The 17,159-nt window shown below is 73.9% G+C and carries 17 protein-coding genes; 5 read left to right on the top strand and 12 right to left on the bottom strand.

Annotated features, from left to right (window positions below):
• Positions 1-2 precede the first annotated feature (2 nt).
• Both MF672_RS42205 and hemC read left to right on the top strand, forming a co-directional pair.
• The gene (locus tag MF672_RS42205) at positions 3-1,034 is read left to right on the top strand and encodes a LacI family DNA-binding transcriptional regulator (protein ID WP_242379473.1); all 1,032 of its coding nucleotides are present in this window, start codon (positions 3-5) and stop codon (positions 1,032-1,034) included.
• Positions 1,035-1,123: 89 nt separating this feature from the next.
• The gene (gene hemC / locus MF672_RS42200; protein ID WP_242379472.1) at positions 1,124-2,059 is read left to right on the top strand and encodes a hydroxymethylbilane synthase; all 936 of its coding nucleotides are present in this window, start codon (positions 1,124-1,126) and stop codon (positions 2,057-2,059) included.
• A gap of 164 nt (positions 2,060-2,223) precedes the next feature.
• Here the strand turns inward: hemC and MF672_RS42195 are convergent, their stop codons facing one another.
• From MF672_RS42195 to MF672_RS42160, 8 genes are all read right to left on the bottom strand, one after another.
• Positions 2,224-2,742, bottom strand: coding sequence for a DUF6624 domain-containing protein (locus MF672_RS42195; protein WP_242379471.1), 519 nt, complete (start codon positions 2,740-2,742; stop codon positions 2,224-2,226).
• Positions 2,743-2,831: 89 nt separating this feature from the next.
• Positions 2,832-3,500, bottom strand: a complete 669-nt coding sequence (locus MF672_RS42190) for a tyrosine-protein phosphatase (protein ID WP_242379464.1) — start codon at positions 3,498-3,500, stop codon at positions 2,832-2,834.
• A 241-nt stretch (positions 3,501-3,741) separates the two neighbouring features.
• Positions 3,742-5,844: an NAD-dependent DNA ligase LigA gene (gene ligA, locus MF672_RS42185; protein WP_242379463.1), complete on the bottom strand. Its 2,103-nt coding sequence runs from the start codon at positions 5,842-5,844 to the stop codon at positions 3,742-3,744.
• 190 nt (positions 5,845-6,034) lie between these two features.
• Entirely contained in the window at positions 6,035-7,660 is a 1,626-nt protein-coding gene (locus MF672_RS42180; protein ID WP_242379462.1) for an ABC-F family ATP-binding cassette domain-containing protein, read from the bottom strand.
• 222 nt (positions 7,661-7,882) lie between these two features.
• A complete protein-coding gene (locus MF672_RS42175; RefSeq protein ID WP_242379461.1) occupies positions 7,883-8,437 on the bottom strand; it encodes a CGNR zinc finger domain-containing protein in 555 nt (184 codons plus the stop codon).
• Positions 8,438-8,472: 35 nt separating this feature from the next.
• Entirely contained in the window at positions 8,473-9,189 is a 717-nt protein-coding gene (locus MF672_RS42170) for a cytochrome b/b6 domain-containing protein (RefSeq protein ID WP_242379460.1), read from the bottom strand.
• Complete coding sequence (locus MF672_RS42165) at positions 9,155-9,859, bottom strand: molybdopterin-dependent oxidoreductase (RefSeq protein ID WP_242379459.1); 705 nt, start codon at positions 9,857-9,859, stop codon at positions 9,155-9,157. The genes MF672_RS42170 and MF672_RS42165 overlap by 35 nt, the downstream gene beginning before the upstream one ends.
• Positions 9,860-9,889: 30 nt before the next feature.
• Positions 9,890-10,315 carry an Ohr family peroxiredoxin gene (locus MF672_RS42160; protein WP_242379456.1) on the bottom strand — a complete coding sequence of 142 codons (426 nt, stop codon included), beginning with the start codon at positions 10,313-10,315 and terminating at the stop codon, positions 9,890-9,892.
• A gap of 255 nt (positions 10,316-10,570) precedes the next feature.
• On the opposite strand from MF672_RS42160, the gene MF672_RS42155 reads away from it, so the two are divergent.
• Positions 10,571-11,044 (top strand): hypothetical protein, encoded by a 474-nt coding sequence (locus MF672_RS42155; protein ID WP_242379454.1) that lies wholly within the window; start codon positions 10,571-10,573, stop codon positions 11,042-11,044.
• 94 nt (positions 11,045-11,138) lie between these two features.
• Here the strand turns inward: MF672_RS42155 and MF672_RS42150 are convergent, their stop codons facing one another.
• Both MF672_RS42150 and MF672_RS42145 read right to left on the bottom strand, forming a co-directional pair.
• Entirely contained in the window at positions 11,139-11,969 is an 831-nt protein-coding gene (locus MF672_RS42150) for a ChbG/HpnK family deacetylase (RefSeq protein WP_242379452.1), read from the bottom strand.
• Entirely contained in the window at positions 11,969-13,348 is a 1,380-nt protein-coding gene (locus MF672_RS42145) for an MFS transporter (RefSeq protein ID WP_242379449.1), read from the bottom strand. The genes MF672_RS42150 and MF672_RS42145 overlap by 1 nt, the downstream gene beginning before the upstream one ends.
• 59 nt (positions 13,349-13,407) lie before the next feature.
• On the opposite strand from MF672_RS42145, the gene MF672_RS42140 reads away from it, so the two are divergent.
• Positions 13,408-14,115, top strand: a complete 708-nt coding sequence (locus MF672_RS42140) for a histidine phosphatase family protein (protein WP_242379446.1) — start codon at positions 13,408-13,410, stop codon at positions 14,113-14,115.
• Between the two features lie 255 nt (positions 14,116-14,370).
• On the opposite strand, the gene MF672_RS42135 is transcribed toward MF672_RS42140, so the two are convergent.
• Both MF672_RS42135 and MF672_RS42130 read right to left on the bottom strand, forming a co-directional pair.
• Positions 14,371-15,966 carry an alkaline phosphatase family protein gene (locus MF672_RS42135; RefSeq protein WP_242379444.1) on the bottom strand — a complete coding sequence of 532 codons (1,596 nt, stop codon included), beginning with the start codon at positions 15,964-15,966 and terminating at the stop codon, positions 14,371-14,373.
• A 156-nt stretch (positions 15,967-16,122) separates the two neighbouring features.
• A complete protein-coding gene (locus MF672_RS42130; protein WP_242379442.1) occupies positions 16,123-16,326 on the bottom strand; it encodes a cold-shock protein in 204 nt (67 codons plus the stop codon).
• A gap of 346 nt (positions 16,327-16,672) precedes the next feature.
• Between MF672_RS42130 and MF672_RS42125 the strand changes: the two genes are divergently transcribed.
• Positions 16,673-17,152 carry a hypothetical protein gene (locus MF672_RS42125; protein WP_242379439.1) on the top strand — a complete coding sequence of 160 codons (480 nt, stop codon included), beginning with the start codon at positions 16,673-16,675 and terminating at the stop codon, positions 17,150-17,152.
• The last annotated feature ends 7 nt before the right edge of the window (positions 17,153-17,159 follow it).

Here is a 17,159-nt window from a genome sequence, read left to right as displayed (position 1 = left end):
CCATGACCGCGCCGTCGTCCCCCCTCACCATCGCCCAGCTCGCCCAGCTGGCCGGCGTCTCCACCGCGACGGTCTCCAAGGTCGTCAACGGCCGCGCCGAGGTCTCCCCCGAAACCCGCGCCGCCGTCGAAGAACTCATCCGCCGCCACGGCTACCGCCGCCAGCGCCGCCGCTCCCCTCCGACCACCCTCATCGAACTCGTCTTCCACGCCCTCGAAGGCGACTACCCCGTCGAAATCACCAAAGGCGTCACCCAGATCGCCCACCAGCACCACCTCCTGGTCGGCATCACCGACCTGCACCACGACCCCGCCGCCGGCGACACCTGGATCGACGCCGCCCTCGCCCGCCGCCCCACCGGCGTCCTGGCCGTCTTCTCCGGCCTCACCGACCACCAGCACGACCGCCTCGCCCGCCGCGAGATCCCCCTCGTCCTCATCGACCCCGCCGACGCCCCCGCCAAAACCATCCCCTCCGTCAGCGCCGGCAACTGGCACGGCGGCCTCACCGCCACCCGCCACCTCATCGACCTCGGCCACCGCCGCATCGCCATCATCACCGGCCCCGACGCCGCGCTGCCCAGCCGCGCCCGCCTCGACGGCTACCGCACCGCCCTCGACCTCGCCGGCCTGCCCACCGACCCCGGCCTCATCACCGGCGGCGACTTCCTCATCGAAGGCGGCCGCACCCAAGCCCACCACCTGCTCACCCAGCCCGACCCGCCCACCGCCATCTTCGCCACCAACGACGGCCAAGCCATCGGGGTCTACCACGCCGCCGCCCAACTCGGCCTGCGCATCCCCGACGACCTCAGCGTCATCGGCTTCGACGACCTGCCCTCCATCCGCTGGACCATCCCTCCACTGACCACCATCCGCCAGCCCCTCACCCAGATGGCCGCCGCCGCCACCACCATGCTCCTCCACCTCGCCCACCACGAACCCCTCCCCCACCACCGCCTCGAACTCGCCACCGAACTCGTCATCCGCGCCAGCACCGCCCCACCCCCGCACCCCCGACGCCGCACCCGCTGAACGCCGCGCTCCCGCTGCACGCCGCACGGCTCGGCGTGCGTCCTGACGGATCCCCCCGGGCAGCCTCCGCTAGCGACTACCATCGATGGATGGCAGTCCCTGAGCTGATCCGCATCGTCACGCGCTCGTCCCCGATGGCGCTCGCCCAGGTCGAGCGCGTCCGCGCCGAGCTGGCCGAGCTGCACCCGGGCATCCGCACCGAGGTCGTGCCGGTCACCACCTCGGGCGACCGGTGGCAGGGCGCGCTGTCGGAGCTGGGCGGCAAGGGGGCCTTCACCAAGGAGGTCGACGAGGCGTTGCTCGCCGGCCGGGCCGACCTGGCCGTGCACTGCATGAAGGACGTGCCGGCCGACCGTCCGCTGCCCGCGGGCACGGTGTTCGCCGCCTTCCTCAAGCGCGACGACCTGCGCGACGCGCTCGTCCACCCCGGCGGGCTCACCCTGGACGAGCTGCCCGAGGGCGCCACGATCGGCACGTCGTCGGTGCGGCGGGTCGCCCAGCTCGCGGTGTCGCATCCCGGGCTGCGGTGCGTGCCGATGCGGGGCAACGCCAACAAGCGGCTGGCCAAGCTCGACGCGGGCGAGGCCGACGCGCTGCTGCTGGCGGTGTCCGGGCTGGAGCGGATCGGGCAGCGGGAGCGGGCCAGCGAGGTGCTGTCGCTGGAGACGATGTGCCCGCCCATCGGCGCGGGCGTCCTGGCGCTGCAGTGCCGGGAGGACGACGCGGCCACCATCGAGGCCGTGGCCGGCCTCGGGCACCCGCCCACCTGGCAGGAGATCACCGCCGAACGCATGCTGCTGCACGTCCTGCAGGGCCACTGCAACAGCCCGATCGCCGGCTACGCCCGCGCCGAGCGCGACGGCCGGCTGTCGCTGCGGGCCCGGGTGTTCAGCCCGGACGGCAAGACGGTGCTGGACGCGCACGAGTGGGCCGGCCCGTTGGACCCGGCCACGCTCGGCACCTCCGTCGCGGTCGCGCTGCTGCGGCAGGGCGCGCGCGAGGTCATCGACTCCATCCCCCACTAGCCGTACCGAATCCCCCACCAGGCGTACGGATCAGCCCGTACTGGCCGTACGGATCGCCCGCGCCGAGCCACCGCTCTTCCCCCACCGCTCCCCCCATCGGCAGGGACCCGACGACAACGACGCTCGACCGTGTTCACCAGCTCAGCTCCGCGGAGCGTAATCGCTCAGTCTGGCTGGTGCTTGCGCATGAGGCGGTCGTACTCGGCGTGCGGCTCCAGCCCCGCCTCGGCCCGGCGCTCGTCCAGGCGCTCCGGGTCCTCGACGGGGTGCGGACCGAAACCGCCGTCCGGGAAGTGCCGGTACTGCGTCCCGTACACCTGGGGCCGGTCCTCCCTCACCCGCACCCGATCGAGCAGATACGCGTACTCCCTCGCGGTCGCCTGCCCGCGCTCGACGGCCTCGCGCAGCAGGGACAGGCAGCGGCGCTGGAACTCGAGGTCGTGGCCCGCGTGCTGGGCGAGCAGCCACGCCGCGTGCGCCCCGTCCTCGCCGACGAGGTCGCGCCCCGGCCAGCCGTGTTCGGCCACGACTCGCTTGAGGAACGCGCTGTTCTCGGTGTCCACGCGCGTCCATTCGGCGAGCACGTCCGCGGGCACCGGCCGGCCCCTCGGGATGTTCAGCCGCAGCTGCTGATCGCGTTGCAGGCGCGCCAGCAACTCATCGCGTAATTCTGCGTCGAACACCGGCACCTCTCCCGGGCAGAGCGGTCTCTCCCTCCATGGTGCAGGCCCCACTCCACCACTTCCAGCCCTCGCGCGCTGAGGCGCGTACGTCAGGAGGGGGCGGTGAGGCGGGTCCGGAGCCGGGTCGTGACAGCTTCGTCGAGGCCCAGGTAGGCGGCGGCCCCGCCGTACCGATCGCGCAGGTACGCCAAGGTCTCCAGCATGGTCGCCGCGGTGATCTGGGCCGACAGGCGGCGGGAGCGTTCGCCGGGGTCGGGCGGCAGGCAGGTGGCGGTGAGGGCGTACTCGCGGGCGATCTCGTCGTCCGGGACGCCTGACAGGCTCAGCGCCAGAGCGACGACGAGGCCGGTGCGGTCGCGGCCGGCGTGGCAGTGGACGAGCACCGCGCCGGGAGGGGCGAGGGCGACGGCGGACACGGCGCGTGCCATCCGGTCCGCGCCGCGGTCGAGGATCGCCCGGTAGATGCCGGGCAACGTCTCTGCCATGGCCTCCAGGACGGTGTCCTCCTCACGCAGGACGGGCAGGTTGCGGTAGATGAGGTGGCCGGCGAGCGGGCTCGGGTCCGCCGCGCACTCTCCGGGCAGGCGCAGATCGATGACCAGCCGGACGTCGGAGCGGAGCAGCGTGCTGACGCTCGCGGGGCGCGGCCGGTCGGAGCGGATCAGGGCGCCTCGCCTGATCCGGCCGCCCCCGGCGGTGGGCAGACCGCCGAGATCACGGGTGTTGTCGCAGCCTGGCCACCGTAACGCCTGCATCATCGGGACACCTCCACGCGCATTTATGAAGGTCTCCTACGTTACTAGGTGGCGGCCGGACCCCACGCCAGGCCGGCGAGTGACGCCGTGCCGAGCCGGGCGCCGTGCCGAGCCGGAGGGCGGACCTGGCGTGAGCGGGGTCGGGGTCGGAGTGCAGGTAGGGCGCAGTGCAGGTGGGGCGGGGTGCAGGTGGGGCGGGGTGCAGGTGGGGCGGAAGGGTTGTGGGGGGTGGGGTCGGGTTGGGTCAGAGGAGGGCGGCTACCAGGTCGGCGAATTCTTCCGGGGTGGCGATGCGGATGCCGAGCCCTTCGGCCTTGGTGCGTTTGGAGCCGGCCTTCTCCCCTGCCACCAGCAGCGACGTCTTGGCGGACACGCTGGAGGAGGCCTTGCCGCCGGCGCGTTCGATCAGCTCGTTGACCTCGTTGCGGGACAGGGCCGCCAGCGGGCCGGTCATCGCGCCCGTGACCACGACCGACATCGCGGCGAGCGGCAGCTCCGCGGCCGGCCGGTCGGCCGGTTCCGCGGTGTCGCCCGGGGTCGCCGCTGCCGCGCGCTCGGCGGGCGGGACGGCGCCGGGCTCGGTCATGTTGACGCCCGCGCGTATCAGCTTGTCGATGAGCGGGGCCAGCTCGATCAGCTCGGCCACCACCACCGGCGCCTTCTCCGGGCCCATGCCCTCCACCTGCTGGATCTCCTCGGCGCCGGCCGCGCGGATGGCGTCCATGGTGGCGAAGTGGCGGGCGATGCGGCGGCTCATGGAACGGCCGGTGCCGCGCACGCCGAGCGCGCAGAACACCCGGCTCAGCGGCCGGCTCTTCACCCGGTCGAGGGCGGCCAGCAGGTTGTCGGTGCTGGTCTCGCCCATGCGCTCCAGGCCGAGGAGCTGCTCGCGGGTGAGGAAGAACAGGTCGGCGAAGTCGGTGATGAGGCCGGCGTCGAGCATCTGCTTGATGCGGTTCTCCGCCAGGCCCTCGATGTCGAGCTGGTCGCGGCCGGCCGCGTACACGATGGAGGCGATCGCCCGGCACTGGCGCCCGCGCACGCACCGCCACCGCTCCTGCGAGGCGTCGATGGCGTCGCCGCACGACGGGCAGGACCGCGGGATCTCGATGGGGCGTTCGTCGCCGGTGCGCAGGTGGACGACCGGCGCCTCGACGCGCGGGATCACGTCGCCCGCCTTGTAGACCGTCACGCTGTCGCCGATCATGAGGCCGCGGCGCGCGATGTCGGCGGGGTTGTGCAGGGTGGCGTAGGTGACGACGCTGCCGTCGAGCTCGACCGGCTCCAGCACGGCGCGCGGGGCGATGATGCCGGTGCGGCCGGTGTTCCACTCCACGGCCAGCAGCTTGGTGATCTTCTCGGTGGCGGGCAGCTTGTACGCCACCGCCCACCTCGGCGCGCGCGAGCTGAACCCCGCCTGGGCCTGGTCGGCGGCCAGGTCGCACTTGATCACGATGCCGTCGATGCCGAACGGCAGCTCGGCGCGCGCCGCCCCGATCTCGCCCACCCGCTCCTGGACGCGCTCCAGCGTGGCGGCCACGATGCCCGCCACCGGCGTGGCGGCCGTGGTCTGCACGCCCTGCGCGGCCACCCACTCCATGATCTCGCTGTGCGGCAGCTCGCGCAGGCGGGTGGCCAGCTCGGAGGTGTCGTCGGGCTGCGGAAGGGCGCCGTAGCCGAAGAACGTCAGCTCGCACACGTACGGACGGTCCTGCGCCCGCAGCGTGCCCGCCGCCGCGCTGCGCGGGTTGGCGAACGTGGTGCCGTCGTGCGCCCGCCGCTTGGCGCACGCCTCCTCGAACTGGGTGGTGGTCATCATGACCTCGCCGCGCAGCTCCACCGTGACCGGCTCGGCGAGGCGGTCGGGCAGGCCGACGACGGTGCCGATGGCATGCGAGACGTCCTCCCCCGCGGTGCCGTCGCCGCGCGTGACGAGCTGCGCCAGCCGGCCGTGCCGGTAGCGGGCCGAGATGGCCAGGCCGTCGAGCTTCGGCTCCACGCTCCACGCCGTCACCGGGCGGCCGAGCCGCCGCTCCAGCGAGGCCGCCCAGTCGGCGAGCTGGTCGGGACCGAAGACGTTGTCGAGGCTCAGCATCGGCACCGTGTGCGGCACGTCGCCCGTCACGGCCCCGCCCGCCACCTTGCCGGTCGGCGAGGCGGGCAGCACCTCGCCGGGGTGCTCCTCCTCGTAGGCGGCGATGCCGCGGACCAGCCGGTCGTAGGCGTCGTCGTCGAGGGTGGAGGTGCCGTCGGCGTAGTAGGCCGCGGCGGAGTCGACGGCGAGCTGGACAGCTGCGGCGTACGCCGTCGCGTCGGCCGGCACGGTGGAGGGAGGTGTCTCGGTCATGAGGACATCCTCGCAAGCGGCACCGACAGTTTCGAGCCTGCGGATCTGTGGCTTGAGCTGGGGTGCCGTATGACAATCAGGGGATTTCCGGCGGCCCGGAGGCGGGGCGGGGGCGGGGCGGGGGCGGGGGCGCCGGCCATGGCTGGTCGTCCGCGCCGGCGCCCCCGTCCCCGCGCGACGGGCGGACGGCTCAGTCGGCGCCGGGGGCGCCGGTCTCCAGGAGGCGGCCGCCGGACAGTTCGAGCCACCGCTCCACCCCGATCTCCTCCAGGAACCGTTCGTCGTGGCTGACCACGATGAACGCCCCTTCGTAGGCGGCGAGCGCGCTCTCCAGCTGCCCGACGCTGACCAGGTCGAGGTTGTTGGTGGGCTCGTCGAGCAGCAGGAGCTGGGGCGCGGGCTCGGCGCACAGCACGCAGGCGAGCGTGGCGCGCAGCCGTTCGCCGCCCGACAGGACGCCGACCGGCAGGTGCGCCCGCGCGCCCCGGAACAGGAAGCGGGCCAGCAGGTTCATCCGCTCCGCCTCGGCCAGGCCGGGGGCGAGGGCGGCCAGGTTCTCGGCGACGGTCCGGCCGAGGTCGAGCAGGTCGAGCCGCTGCGACAGGTAGGCGACCCGGCCGTCGGCCCTCCTGGTGGTGCCGCCGTCGGGCGTGAGGTCGCCGGTGATCAGGCGGAGCAGGGTGGACTTGCCCGCGCCGTTCGGGCCGGTCAGGGCGATGCGTTCGGGGCCGCGGACGGTGAGGTCGAGCCCCGGCTCGGCGAACAGGCCGCGGGCCAGCAGGTGCTCGCCCTGGAAGACGGTGCGGCCGGCGGGCACGCGGGTGCCGGGCAGCTCCAGGGCGATCCGCTGATCGTCGCGGAGTGCCCGCCCGGCCTCGTCGAGCCGGGCCTGGGCGTCGCTGACGCGGGAGGCGTGCATCTGGCCGGCCCGCCCGGCCGACTCCTGGGCGCCGCGCTTGAGCCCGCCGGCGACGATGCGCGCGAGGCCGGCGTTCTTGAGGTTGCGGGCGGCGTTGCCGGCCCGGCGCTCGGCGCGCTCGCGGGCCTGCTGCATCTCCCGCTTCTCGCGCTTCAGCTCCTGCTCGGCGCTGCGCACGGTCCGCTCGGCGGCCTCCTGCTCGGTGCGCACGGCCTCCTCGTACGCGGTGAAGCCGCCGCCGTAGAAGCGGACCTCGCCGCGTTCCAGCTCGGCGATGCGGTCCATCCGGTCGAGCAGGGCGCGGTCGTGGCTGACCACGAGCAGGCAGCCGTGCCAGTCGCCGAGCACGTCGTGGAGGCGGCGGCGGGCGGCGAGGTCGAGGTTGTTGGTCGGCTCGTCGAGCAGCAGCACGTCGGGACGCCTGAGGAGCTGCGCGGCGAGGCCGAGCGAGACGACCTGGCCGCCGCTGAGGGTGCCGAGCGGGCGGTCGAAGGCGAGGTCGCCGAGCCCGAGCCGGTCGAGCTGGGCGCGGGTGCGCTCCTCGATGTCCCAGTCGTTGCCGATGGTGGTGAAGTGCTCCTCGGCGGTGTCGCCGGCCTCGACGGCGTCGAGGGCGGCGATCACGGGGGCGATGCCGAGCACCTCGGCCACGCTCAGCCCGGCGGTGAGGGGGAGGTCCTGCGGCAGGTAGCCGAGCACGCCCTCGACGGTGACGCCGCCGGCCGTGGGCCGCAGGTCGCCGGCGATCAGCTTGAGCAGCGTGCTCTTGCCGGCCCCGTTGGGGGCGACGAGCCCGGTGCGGCCGGCGCCGACGCTGAAGGACAGGTCGCGGAAGACGGGAGTGTCGTCGGGCCAGGAGAAGGACAGGCGGGAGCAGACGATGAACGCGTCGGACATGGTGCGAAGACCTCGGAGATGAAGAGCGCGGGCGCGCGAAGGCCGCCCGGCGTTACGACGGATTGACGGGACGACGGACACGGCCACGCCGGCTGGCGGTCACGCACACGCCTGCCGGGGCCGGTCGATCTCCGGTATCACCCGGAGATGTCGTCGTCACCTGCCACGTCTGGTCTCCTCGTTCGACTACGAGCGCCTATCACGATACCAGCCGTCACCGGGTCAGCGCGCGGCGGCCGGCCGGGCCTTCCTCCGCGCCCGGTAGGCGGCCGCCTTGACCTTGTTGCCGCACGACTCCATGCCGCACCACTCCCGGCGCCCGCCCCGCGACCGGTCGATGAAGATCTTGGTGCATTCGGGGTTGGCGCATTCCTTCATGAGCGGCACGTCGGGGCCGCTCAGCAGCTCGATGGCGTGCCGGGCGACGGTGGACAGCGCCTGGCAGGGGGTGGCCTCGACCCACCGGCCCTCGGGCGTGAGCCGGGGGGCCGCCGGGGGCCGGCCGGCGGCCTCGTTGAGCAGGGCGAGCGCCTTCTCGTCGTACGGGCCGCCGGCGAGCCGGGCGGTGACCAGCGCGTAGATCGCCTCGCGCACCGCCACCGCCTGGGCGAGGTCCGCCTCCCCGCAGGGGGTGAGGGTGTCGGCGACGGCCGACTCCACGTACCAGGCGTCGAGCCGGCCGGGGGCGTCGAGCGTCTCGACGCGCTCGGTGCGCCGCGCGCGGAGCGTGCAGGCGAGGTCGAGCGCGGGGTTGCCGCACAGGAAGACATGCTTCACGTCACCAGTTTGACAGGTGACGCCACCGCGCGCAATCACGGCCCGGCGCGGCCGTCCGGCCCCGTCGCGGTCGGCTCCGTCGCGGTCGGTTCCGTCGCGGTCGGGTCTGTCGCGGTCGGGTCTGTCACAGGTGGATCCGCCCAGCGCGGGTGGTGCCGCCGCGCCCACCGCCGCGTCACCCACCCCGTGCGCATCCCGCGCCGCGCCCCCGGATCGCGCAGCGCCAGCCGGACGTGCCCGGCCACGACGACCGCGATCGCCAGGGCCGTCAGGTCGTGCACGAGGATCGCGTCGCGGCGCGGTATCCACGGCAGGAGCCCGCCGAACCACATCAGCAGGCCGGTGCCCGCCATCACCGGCACGGCCCCGGCGATCCAGCCCGCCCAGATCTTCTGCCCGGCGTTGAACTTCCCCGCCGGACGCGGCCCCCGCCCGCCCCCTCGCAGCCCGCGCAGCCACTCCCGGTCGTACGGCGCCAGCCGGTTCAGCCGGCCCAGATCGGCGCGCAGGGCGCGGGAGGCCAGCCCCAGCAGAAGCGGCACGGGCAGCAGCAGCCCCGACCACTGGTGCGCGACCATCACCAGGTGGCGGCGGCCGACCAGCTCGGCCAGCGGCGTGACGTACAGGCAGGCCGCCGACGCCCCGCACAGCAGCATGAGCCCGGCGGTGGCCCGGTGGACCAGGCGCTCGGCGCGGGTGAAGCGCCGCAGCAGCGGCTCAGGCGCGCCGGTCGAGCCAGCCGTCGACGTCATAGCCGTACTCCTCCCAGTAACCCGGCACGACCTGCTCGGTGACGGTGATGCCGGACAGCCACTTGGCCGACTTGTAGAAGTACATCGGCGCGACGTAGAGCCGGACCGGGCCGCCGCGGTCGTGGCCGAGCGGCGCGTCCATCAGGTCGAGGGCCACCAGCACGTCGGGGCGGCGGGCCTGGTCGAGCGTCAGGCTCTCGCTGTAGACGCCGTCGAAGCAGGTGAAGCGGACCGCCCCGCCCTGGGCCCGCACCCCGGCCCGGTCGAGCAGGTGCGACAGCAGCACTCCCGAGAAGGCCGCGCCCGGCACCTGCCAGCCGTCGGTGCAGGTCACGTCGCCGACGACCCGCGTCTGGGGCAGCGCCCGCAGGTCGGCCAGCGTGTACGCGCGCGGGCGTTCGACCAGGCCGCCGATCTCCAGCCGGTAGTCGGCCGCGGTGCGCTCCGGCACGGAGCCCGCGACGCTGAAGTAGCGGAAGCCGCCCGGCCCGGGCAGCAGCCCGCTGAGGCCGGTGGGGTCGTTGCGGGAGATCGCCGCGACCGCGCTCTCCCAGCCGCCGCGCAGGACGGGGGCCGCGGCGAGGGCGGCGGCGCCCGCGCCGAGGGTCGCGAGGAGCACCCGGCGCGCGAGGGGCGGCCCGCCGCGCGCCGGGTCGTGGCGGTCGGTCATCGACGTCACCTCCTGGATGCCGGGACGGGGTCAGGCGGCGCTCGCCCTGACGGTGACGGGGATGTTGCCGCGCGTGGCCTTGGAGTAGGGGCAGATGCGGTGCGCGGCCTCGCCGAGCTCGGCGGCGGTTCGCTCGTCGACGCCGCCCAGCTCCAGGTTGAGCACCGCGCCGAGGCCGAACTCGCCGTCGTCGCCGTGCGTAAGGGTCACCTCGACGGTGACGGCGGTGCTGGTGAGCCGGACCCCGCGTTCGGCCGCGGCCCTCCTGACCGCGCCGAGGAAGCAGGCGCCCCAGCCCGCGGCGAGGAGCTGCTCGGGGTTGGTGGCGCCGCCGGCGCCGCCGAACTCCTTCGGGATGGCGAGCGTGGTGTCGAGGAGGCCGTCGTCGGCGGCGGCGCGGCCGCCGTTGCGGCCCTCGCCGGTCACGGTGACGACCCCGGTGTAGGTGACTGCCATGGCCCATCCCTTCGTACGACCGGCGCGCCTCCTGCGTCACCGGTTCAACTGGTGACGATCCTGGCAGGCGCAGCCGTCACCTGTCAAACAGGTGACGCTTGGGGAGCATGCGGGAAGGGACCCACCGCGTCCTGTTATCCAGCGAGATCTGTGGTTTTGATGGGTCGTTTGGGTTTAGAGAGATAAATGAGAACACCGTCATGGGTACGCCTGCTTCCGTCTGAGCCGACACACCATGAACGGAAACGAGAGCACGTGAACATCAACATGCGGCAGTCGCGGACGCCGCGCCGTGCGCGCTTCGCGGCCCTGGCCCTGACCGGCGCCGTCACCGGCGTCATGTTCCTTCCGGCAGTGGGCCTGGGGGTGGCCTGCGCGAGCGTGGGCATCCCCGCCGTCCAGGCCGGGGGGCCGCCGGAGCCGGCGCCCGTCCACCACGTCAGCAAGCCGAGGTACGTCCCGAGGGAGAAGCCGGTCCTGCGCAGCCCGCGCTGGCAGCCGCCGTACATCGACGTCATCGTCGACAACGACAACCAGTCGCGCAACGAGAAGCGCCGTCACAAGCACGAGAGCGTCAAGCACGAGGAGCCCAAGCCGGAGCCGGTCAAGCACGTGACCCCGCCGGAGCACGACTACGACCACGACGACGACCACGACTACGATCACGACGACGACCAGGACAACGGCAACTGGTGGTGGCCGGGCAAGTGGCCGGGCGGCTGGAACTGACCTCCGGCCGGTAACCACCGCGAAGCGCGATCCGGCCGCCGCGACGACGAGCACACGTCGCGGCGGCCGGATCTCCGTGTTCAGGGGGCCGGGGTCAGGGCCACCAGCCGGGGACGACCTCGATCTCCTCCTTCTCCAGCGCCCGGTGCCAGACCGGGTCGCGGAGGAGCCGCGTCTCCCAGCTCCGCACGACGCCGTCCGGCCCGGCGACCGCGTCCTCGCGCGACGGGTGCAGGAACAGCTCGCTCGTGCCCTCGGGCAGGGCCGCGAGGCGGCGCAGGTAGTCGTCGCGCAGCCGCTCGTAGGAGCCGAGGTCGTGGGCCGTGCGGCGGTTCGTGGCGATGGTCCGCGGGATGGCCACGCCGAGCGCGTCGGCCTGCGCGACGGCGGCCGCGTGGGCCGCGGCCAGTTCCGGCGGCAGCGGCCCGCCGAAGTACGGCTCGGGGTCGCGGGGCAGCCGGAAGGCCAGGCCGTGGCGGGCGCACCAGGCCAGCGTCCCGCCGAGCCAGGACCTGCCGTGCAGGCCGTAGAGGGTGCCGGCGTGGGAGTCGGCCGCGACGGGCGCGAGTCCCCTCTCGCGCATCCAGCGCAGTTGCGCGCCGGCCTCGGCGATGACGTCCCCGGCCTCGCCGCGCGCGCCGAGGACCCACGGGTCGTCGCTGAGCGTCCCGTCCGGGTCGGCGAGGCTCGCCGGGCCGCCGAGCGGCCGCCAGCGCGGGACGTCGCGCTCGCTGGTCAGCGTCACGTGCAGGCGCGGGAGCACGCCGAGCTCCCGTGCGCGCGCGGCGGCCCGGCCGGCGTCCGGCGAGACGCAGATGAGCGTCGTCGCGCTGACGTTCCCCTCGGCGAGCAGCGCGAGGATGACGTCGGTCGAGCCGGGTTCGCGCCCGAGGTCGTCGGCGGTGATCACGAGGCGGCGGGTCATCAGGGACGCTCCAGGGTGGGCTCGTCGCCGGCGGGGGCGGGGGGCGGCCCGGCGGCCTCGGGCGGGGTCTCGATCGGCACGGTGACGAACCGGGCGGCGACCGCCCCGATCGCCGTCAGCGCGAACGGGTACACGCACAGGTACACCCGGAACGCGAGCCCGGGGTCGGCGCCCGGGTCGGCCCCCGAGTTGTAGCCGAAGAACACCCCGAGCGAGGTGAGCGCGAGCCCGGTCACGATCCCGTTGAGCCGGCCGAAGAAGCCGAACGCCGACAGGAACAGCCCCTCGCGGTGCTCGCCGTTGCGCGCCGCGTCGGCGTCCAGGACCCGCGCGACGACGAGGTCGTTCGTGGCGAGCATCCCCGACCAGCCGGCGCCGACGAGCACGCCGGCGGCGATCGCGGTGAGCAGGTCGGTGGCGAGGAACAGCGCGGCGAAGCTGACCGCGAGCACCGCGAACGCGAGCCGCCAGGCCCACAGCGCGCCGCGGCGGGCCACGACCCGCGTCCACACCGCGAGGCCGGCCGCCGTGACGAGGATGACGACGCCCTGGAGGTAGAGCGCGTTGCCGACGGGCAGCCCGAGCGAGTAGCGGACGTAGAGCTGGATGCCCGCGAGCACGAGCGCCATGGCCACGCCGTAGCAGGCGCCGGTGAGCCCGACCGTCCAGAACAGCGGGTTGCGCACGATGGACCAGAGGCTGCGCAGCAGCATCGGCTGCTCGCGGGTGGAGTAGCGGGGGTTCTCGCGAGCGCCGAGCGCCATGAACACGATCACCGCGAGCGCGATCACGCCGTAGCCGATCGCCGTGGTGCGGAAGCCCTGGGTGGAGTGCTCGGTGCCGAACACCTGCGTGGTGAGCAGCGGGGTGACGGCCAGCGAGATCACCAGCGCCACGAGCTGGAAGCCCTGGCGCAGCGCGTTGGCCACGGCCCGGTCGCGCTCGCGCGGGAACAGCTCGGGCAGCAGCGCGCCGTAGTTGGCGTTGAGCATCGAGTCGAACGCCTCGCACAGGATCGCGAACACCGCGAACCAGATCAGCAGGCCCATGCCGTGCAGCGAGGCCGGGACGGAGAAGAACGCGACCATGCAGGCGGCCAGCATCGGCGCGCCGGCCAGCAGCCAGGGCCGGCGCCGGCCGAACCGGGTCCTGGTGCGGTCGGACAGGTGGCCGAGCAGCGGGTTGTCCAGGGCGTCGATGACCGCGTAGACCACCATGACGACGCCGTAGGCGCGCACGTCGAGCCCGAGGAGGTCGACGTAGAAGAGGATCATCGATCCCTTGATCATGTTGATCGGGATGGACGTGCCGAACATGCCGATGGCGTAGCGCCACGGCGGGGTCCGTCCCGGTGCGGGGGCGGTGCCGGGCTGGGACACGCGATCACCTTCCGTGCCGGGGGGCGGGCAGGGGCGATCAATAGACTAATGTTCCGCGCGTGGGATCCGAGAGTGACAAGCCCGGCGAATACCGCCAGGGGCGCTTCCGCCCGCCGCCGGGGGCCGCCGAGATCTTGCTGGTACGGCACGGGGAGTCCGAGCCGGCCCGGGCCGACCGGCCGTTCCCGCTGGTGGACGGCCAGGGCGACCCCGGGCTCGCGCCCGAGGGGCGGGAGCAGGCCGAGCGGGTGGCGCTGCGGCTCGCCGCCGAGCGCGTCGACGCGATCTACGTGAGCACGCTGCGGCGCACGTCGCAGACCGCCGCGCCGCTCGCCGCCCGGCTCGGCCTGACCCCCGTGGTGGAGCCCGCGCTGCGCGAGGTGCACCTCGGCGAGTGGGAGGGCGGCCTGTTCCGGCGCATGGTCGCGGAGGGGCATCCCGTCGCGCGGCGCATGGCGGCCGAGGAGCGCTGGGACGTCATCCCGGGCGCGGAGCCCGCGGCGGCCTTCTCCGTACGGGTGCGCGAGGTGCTGGACAAGCTCGCGGCCGCGCATCCCGGCGGGCGGATCGTGGTGGTGACGCACGGCGGCGTGATCGCCGAGGCGCTGGCGGCGGCCACCGGGTCGCGGCCGTTCGCCTTCCTCGGGGCGGACAACGCCTCGGTCTCGCACCTGGTGGTGGCGGGCCCGCGGTGGGTGCTGCGCCGCTTCAACGACACCGCGCACCTCACGCCGGTCTTCTCCACGACGTCCGCGCCGCTCACCTGAGCGCGGGGACGCCCCCGGCGCTCAGGTGAGCGGCCGGGGGCGGCGACGTTGGCGCTCCAGGCATCCCCGCTGGAGCGCCGCCAGATTATCGGCTTGATGTCCGGTTTGTATAGGTTCTCGGGTCAGCGAGCGGCGCCCCGGCTTCCATGTAAGCCGGGCGCCGCCATGGGCACTCGATCCCAATCTCCTCATACCCGCTAAGTCCGCCTTATATCCATATGTCCGTTTTTCTGAGGACGACGGGGGCGGCGGGCGCTAGAGACGGCCGGCCAAGGCGTGCGAGAGGTCGTTGACGCGGGCGTCGCGCGTGTCGAGCGGCGGCAGGCCGAGCCCGCGCTCGATGGTGGCGAGGATCGAGGTCGTGTCGTACACCGTGTGGTCCACGCCCGAGCGGCGCAGACCCGCCGCGACCAGCAGCGCGGGCACCCGGGTGCCCGGCCCGAACCGGTCGTGCGCGCCGCGCGTCGGGCCGCCCGCGCCGGGCGGCGGCACGTGGTCCCAGCTCCCGCCGAACTCGTCGTAGGTGACCACCACCAGCGTGTCGCGCGCCTGCGGGCCGCTCTGCACCGCCTTCAGCAGCTCCACCAGGTGGTCGCTGCCGTCCGGCTCGCTGGCGTAGCCGGGGTGCTCGTTCTCCGCGCCGTACGGCTTGACGAAGCTCACGACGGGCAGCGTGCCGGCCCGGGCGGCGGCGAAGAAGGCGGTCTCGTCCCGCAGGTGGGCGCGGCCGGGCTGCCCCGGCGCGTACCCGGCGAAGTAGTTGAACGGCTGGTGGTGGTACTGGAACAGCGGCCCCGGGTGCCCGGCCTCGGCGTCGTCCCAGCCGCCCGAGTACCACGCCCACGGCACGCCGGCCGCCGACAGCCGGTCGCCGATGTTCGGGTAGGCGGCGTCGTCGATGAGCGGGAGCTGCGCGCCCGAGCCGTGCGGGGCGCTGGCCGGCTGCATGGTGTTGACCGCGTAGTCGCCGCAGGCCAGGCCCGGGTGCGCGGCGGGGCCGCAGGCCTGGGTGAGCTGGGCGTCCTTGACGGCCGTCGCGGGGTGGTAGAGCGGGTAGGAGGCGTTGGGGAACCCGGCCGCGTCCACCACCGAGTGCAGGCCGGCGTCGGTGGTGGAGCCGTTGACGTCCACGGGGGCGCGGGCCGCGATCAGGTACTGGTGGTTGAGGAACGAGCCGCCGAACGCCGCCTGGAAGAACCGGTCGGCGACCACGTAGCGGGGCGCGCCCGGCTGGTGCAGGTAGGCGTAGAGCGGCAGGCGGGTGGTGTCGTAGTAGCCCATCGTCAGGCCCACCGCGTCGCTGCCGGTCACGTAGCGGTCCTGGCGTCCGCCGTCGATCTGGTACTGCTCCTGGTAGAAGCGGTGCACCAGGTCGCGGGTGCAGCCGCCGGGCTCGGCGCCCGCGCTGTCCTTCGGCACGCCGTTCGGGGCGGAGACGCCGGGCGGCGGGCAGGTGCGGTCGTCCGGGCCAATGTGGTCGTCGATGCGGAAGGGCGCGTTGACGAACGCGCTGGCCAGCACCCCGTGCTCCGGGTCCGCGCAGGTGGCGGGCAGCGGGGTGGGCGAGGTGAGGTTCACGTCGTCCTGCAGCAGGCAGCGGTACGGCTCGCCGGCCTGGGTGACCTGCGGGGCGGCCCGGCCGGGGCGCAGGCCGTCCACCCGCTCGCCGCCCGCCCGGCCCCACAGGCCGAACAGGTTGTCGAAGCTGTGGTTCTCCTGGTAGATCACGACCAGATGGCGGAAGCGGCCGGCGACGGGCCGCCCGCGCCCGGCCTGCGCCGCGGGCGACGGCACCAGGCCGGCCACCAGCGTCACCGCCGCCACGGTCGTCACGAGGGTGCTTCTCCGCATGGCGGGCTCCCTTCGGGGGACTGGAGGGCACCTACGCTCCTCCCGGCCGCACCCCTCGGCAAGGGCCCCCGCCACCCCCGATCCCGCCCCGAGGGCTGTGCGGGAAGAACGAAGGCCCGGCCCTCGGGTGAGGACCGGGCCGCTCGGCGGACGTCGTCAGCCGGGGATGATGTTCGCCGCCTGCGGGCCCTTCTGCCCCTGCACGATGTCGAAACTCACGTGCTGGCCCTCGCGCAGCTCGCGGTAGCCCTGGGTGGCGATGTTGGAGTAGTGGGCGAAGACGTCGGCGCCGCCGCCGTCCTGCTCGATGAAACCGAAGCCCTTTTCGGCGTTGAACCACTTCACGGTGCCGGTAGCCATCCCGGTCTCCTTCTATGCACAGTGCTCGGGAACCGCACTTCGCGGTACCCGTGTCGCCGCAATGACCCGCCCCCGGAAATGACCGGCGAAAAAAGAAACGCGCCCGAGGCCACAGGCATCAGGCGCACATCATTCATGGGAACCACAACTGCAACACCAATCACGCTACCACACGCTCCGGCGGCGGAGGCCAGCGCATATTGAATTGCGGGCAAAAGTCGGTTCTGTTTATTTTGCGCATTCAGTCGGCCGCAGGCCGCCGTCAGGGTGCTGCAAGCGCGTTGCAGGCGCACCGTCGCTCAATGGTGACGCACCGTACAGGCCGGACCGTCACCTGGGAGAGCCGATGAACCGCCACCTCCGCACGCTGCTCGGCGTCACCGCCACCGCCGCGATCGCCGTCCTCGGCGTCCCGGCCCTCGGCGGCCCCGCCAACGCCGCCACGAACGCCGCCACCACGAACGCCGTCACCACGAACGCCGTCACCACGAAGGCCGCCGCCGCGTCGGCGGCCCAGGCGCGGCACAGCGAGCGCCCCTTCCTGTTCACCTACACCTTCGACAACCACCTCAAGGTCGCCGGCGGCTACTTCACGGTCGGCGGGCGCGTCTACGTCACCGTCAGATACTCCACCGGCCGCGTCGCGTTCGGCACGTGGACGACGGCCCGCACGCACCCCGTCACCCCGGGCGGGGCGGTCTACGTGGGCACCACCGTCGCCGCCCCCTGCTACGGCGGCCCCAACGGCTACGCCCAGGCCTACGACGCCGCCACCCGCACGTGGTCGCCGCGCCTGGCCGTCACCATCTGCCAGCGCATCGACTGACGGCGCC

Source organism: Actinomadura luzonensis, from assembly GCF_022664455.2.
Taxonomy (GTDB): Bacteria; Actinomycetota; Actinomycetes; order Streptosporangiales; family Streptosporangiaceae; genus Nonomuraea; species Nonomuraea luzonensis.
Note: the sequence above shows the minus strand (reverse complement) of the source record. Positions and strands in the feature narration are given on the sequence as shown.

Coding starts and splice junctions, on each gene's coding strand:
- MF672_RS42160 (WP_242379456.1), bottom strand. CDS start 10,315: ATGGCAGTCACCTACACCGGGGTCGTCACCGTGACCGGCGAGGGCCGC.
- MF672_RS42150 (WP_242379452.1), bottom strand. CDS start 11,969: ATGACCCGCCGCCTCGTGATCACCGCCGACGACCTCGGGCGCGAACCC.
- ligA (WP_242379463.1), bottom strand. CDS start 5,844: ATGACCGAGACACCTCCCTCCACCGTGCCGGCCGACGCGACGGCGTAC.
- MF672_RS42125 (WP_242379439.1), top strand. CDS start 16,673: ATGAACCGCCACCTCCGCACGCTGCTCGGCGTCACCGCCACCGCCGCG.
- MF672_RS42165 (WP_242379459.1), bottom strand. CDS start 9,859: ATGACCGACCGCCACGACCCGGCGCGCGGCGGGCCGCCCCTCGCGCGC.
- MF672_RS42170 (WP_242379460.1), bottom strand. CDS start 9,189: ATGACGTCGACGGCTGGCTCGACCGGCGCGCCTGAGCCGCTGCTGCGG.
- MF672_RS42180 (WP_242379462.1), bottom strand. CDS start 7,660: ATGTCCGACGCGTTCATCGTCTGCTCCCGCCTGTCCTTCTCCTGGCCC.
- MF672_RS42135 (WP_242379444.1), bottom strand. CDS start 15,966: ATGCGGAGAAGCACCCTCGTGACGACCGTGGCGGCGGTGACGCTGGTG.
- hemC (WP_242379472.1), top strand. CDS start 1,124: ATGGCAGTCCCTGAGCTGATCCGCATCGTCACGCGCTCGTCCCCGATG.
- MF672_RS42190 (WP_242379464.1), bottom strand. CDS start 3,500: ATGATGCAGGCGTTACGGTGGCCAGGCTGCGACAACACCCGTGATCTC.
- MF672_RS42205 (WP_242379473.1), top strand. CDS start 3: ATGACCGCGCCGTCGTCCCCCCTCACCATCGCCCAGCTCGCCCAGCTG.
- MF672_RS42130 (WP_242379442.1), bottom strand. CDS start 16,326: ATGGCTACCGGCACCGTGAAGTGGTTCAACGCCGAAAAGGGCTTCGGT.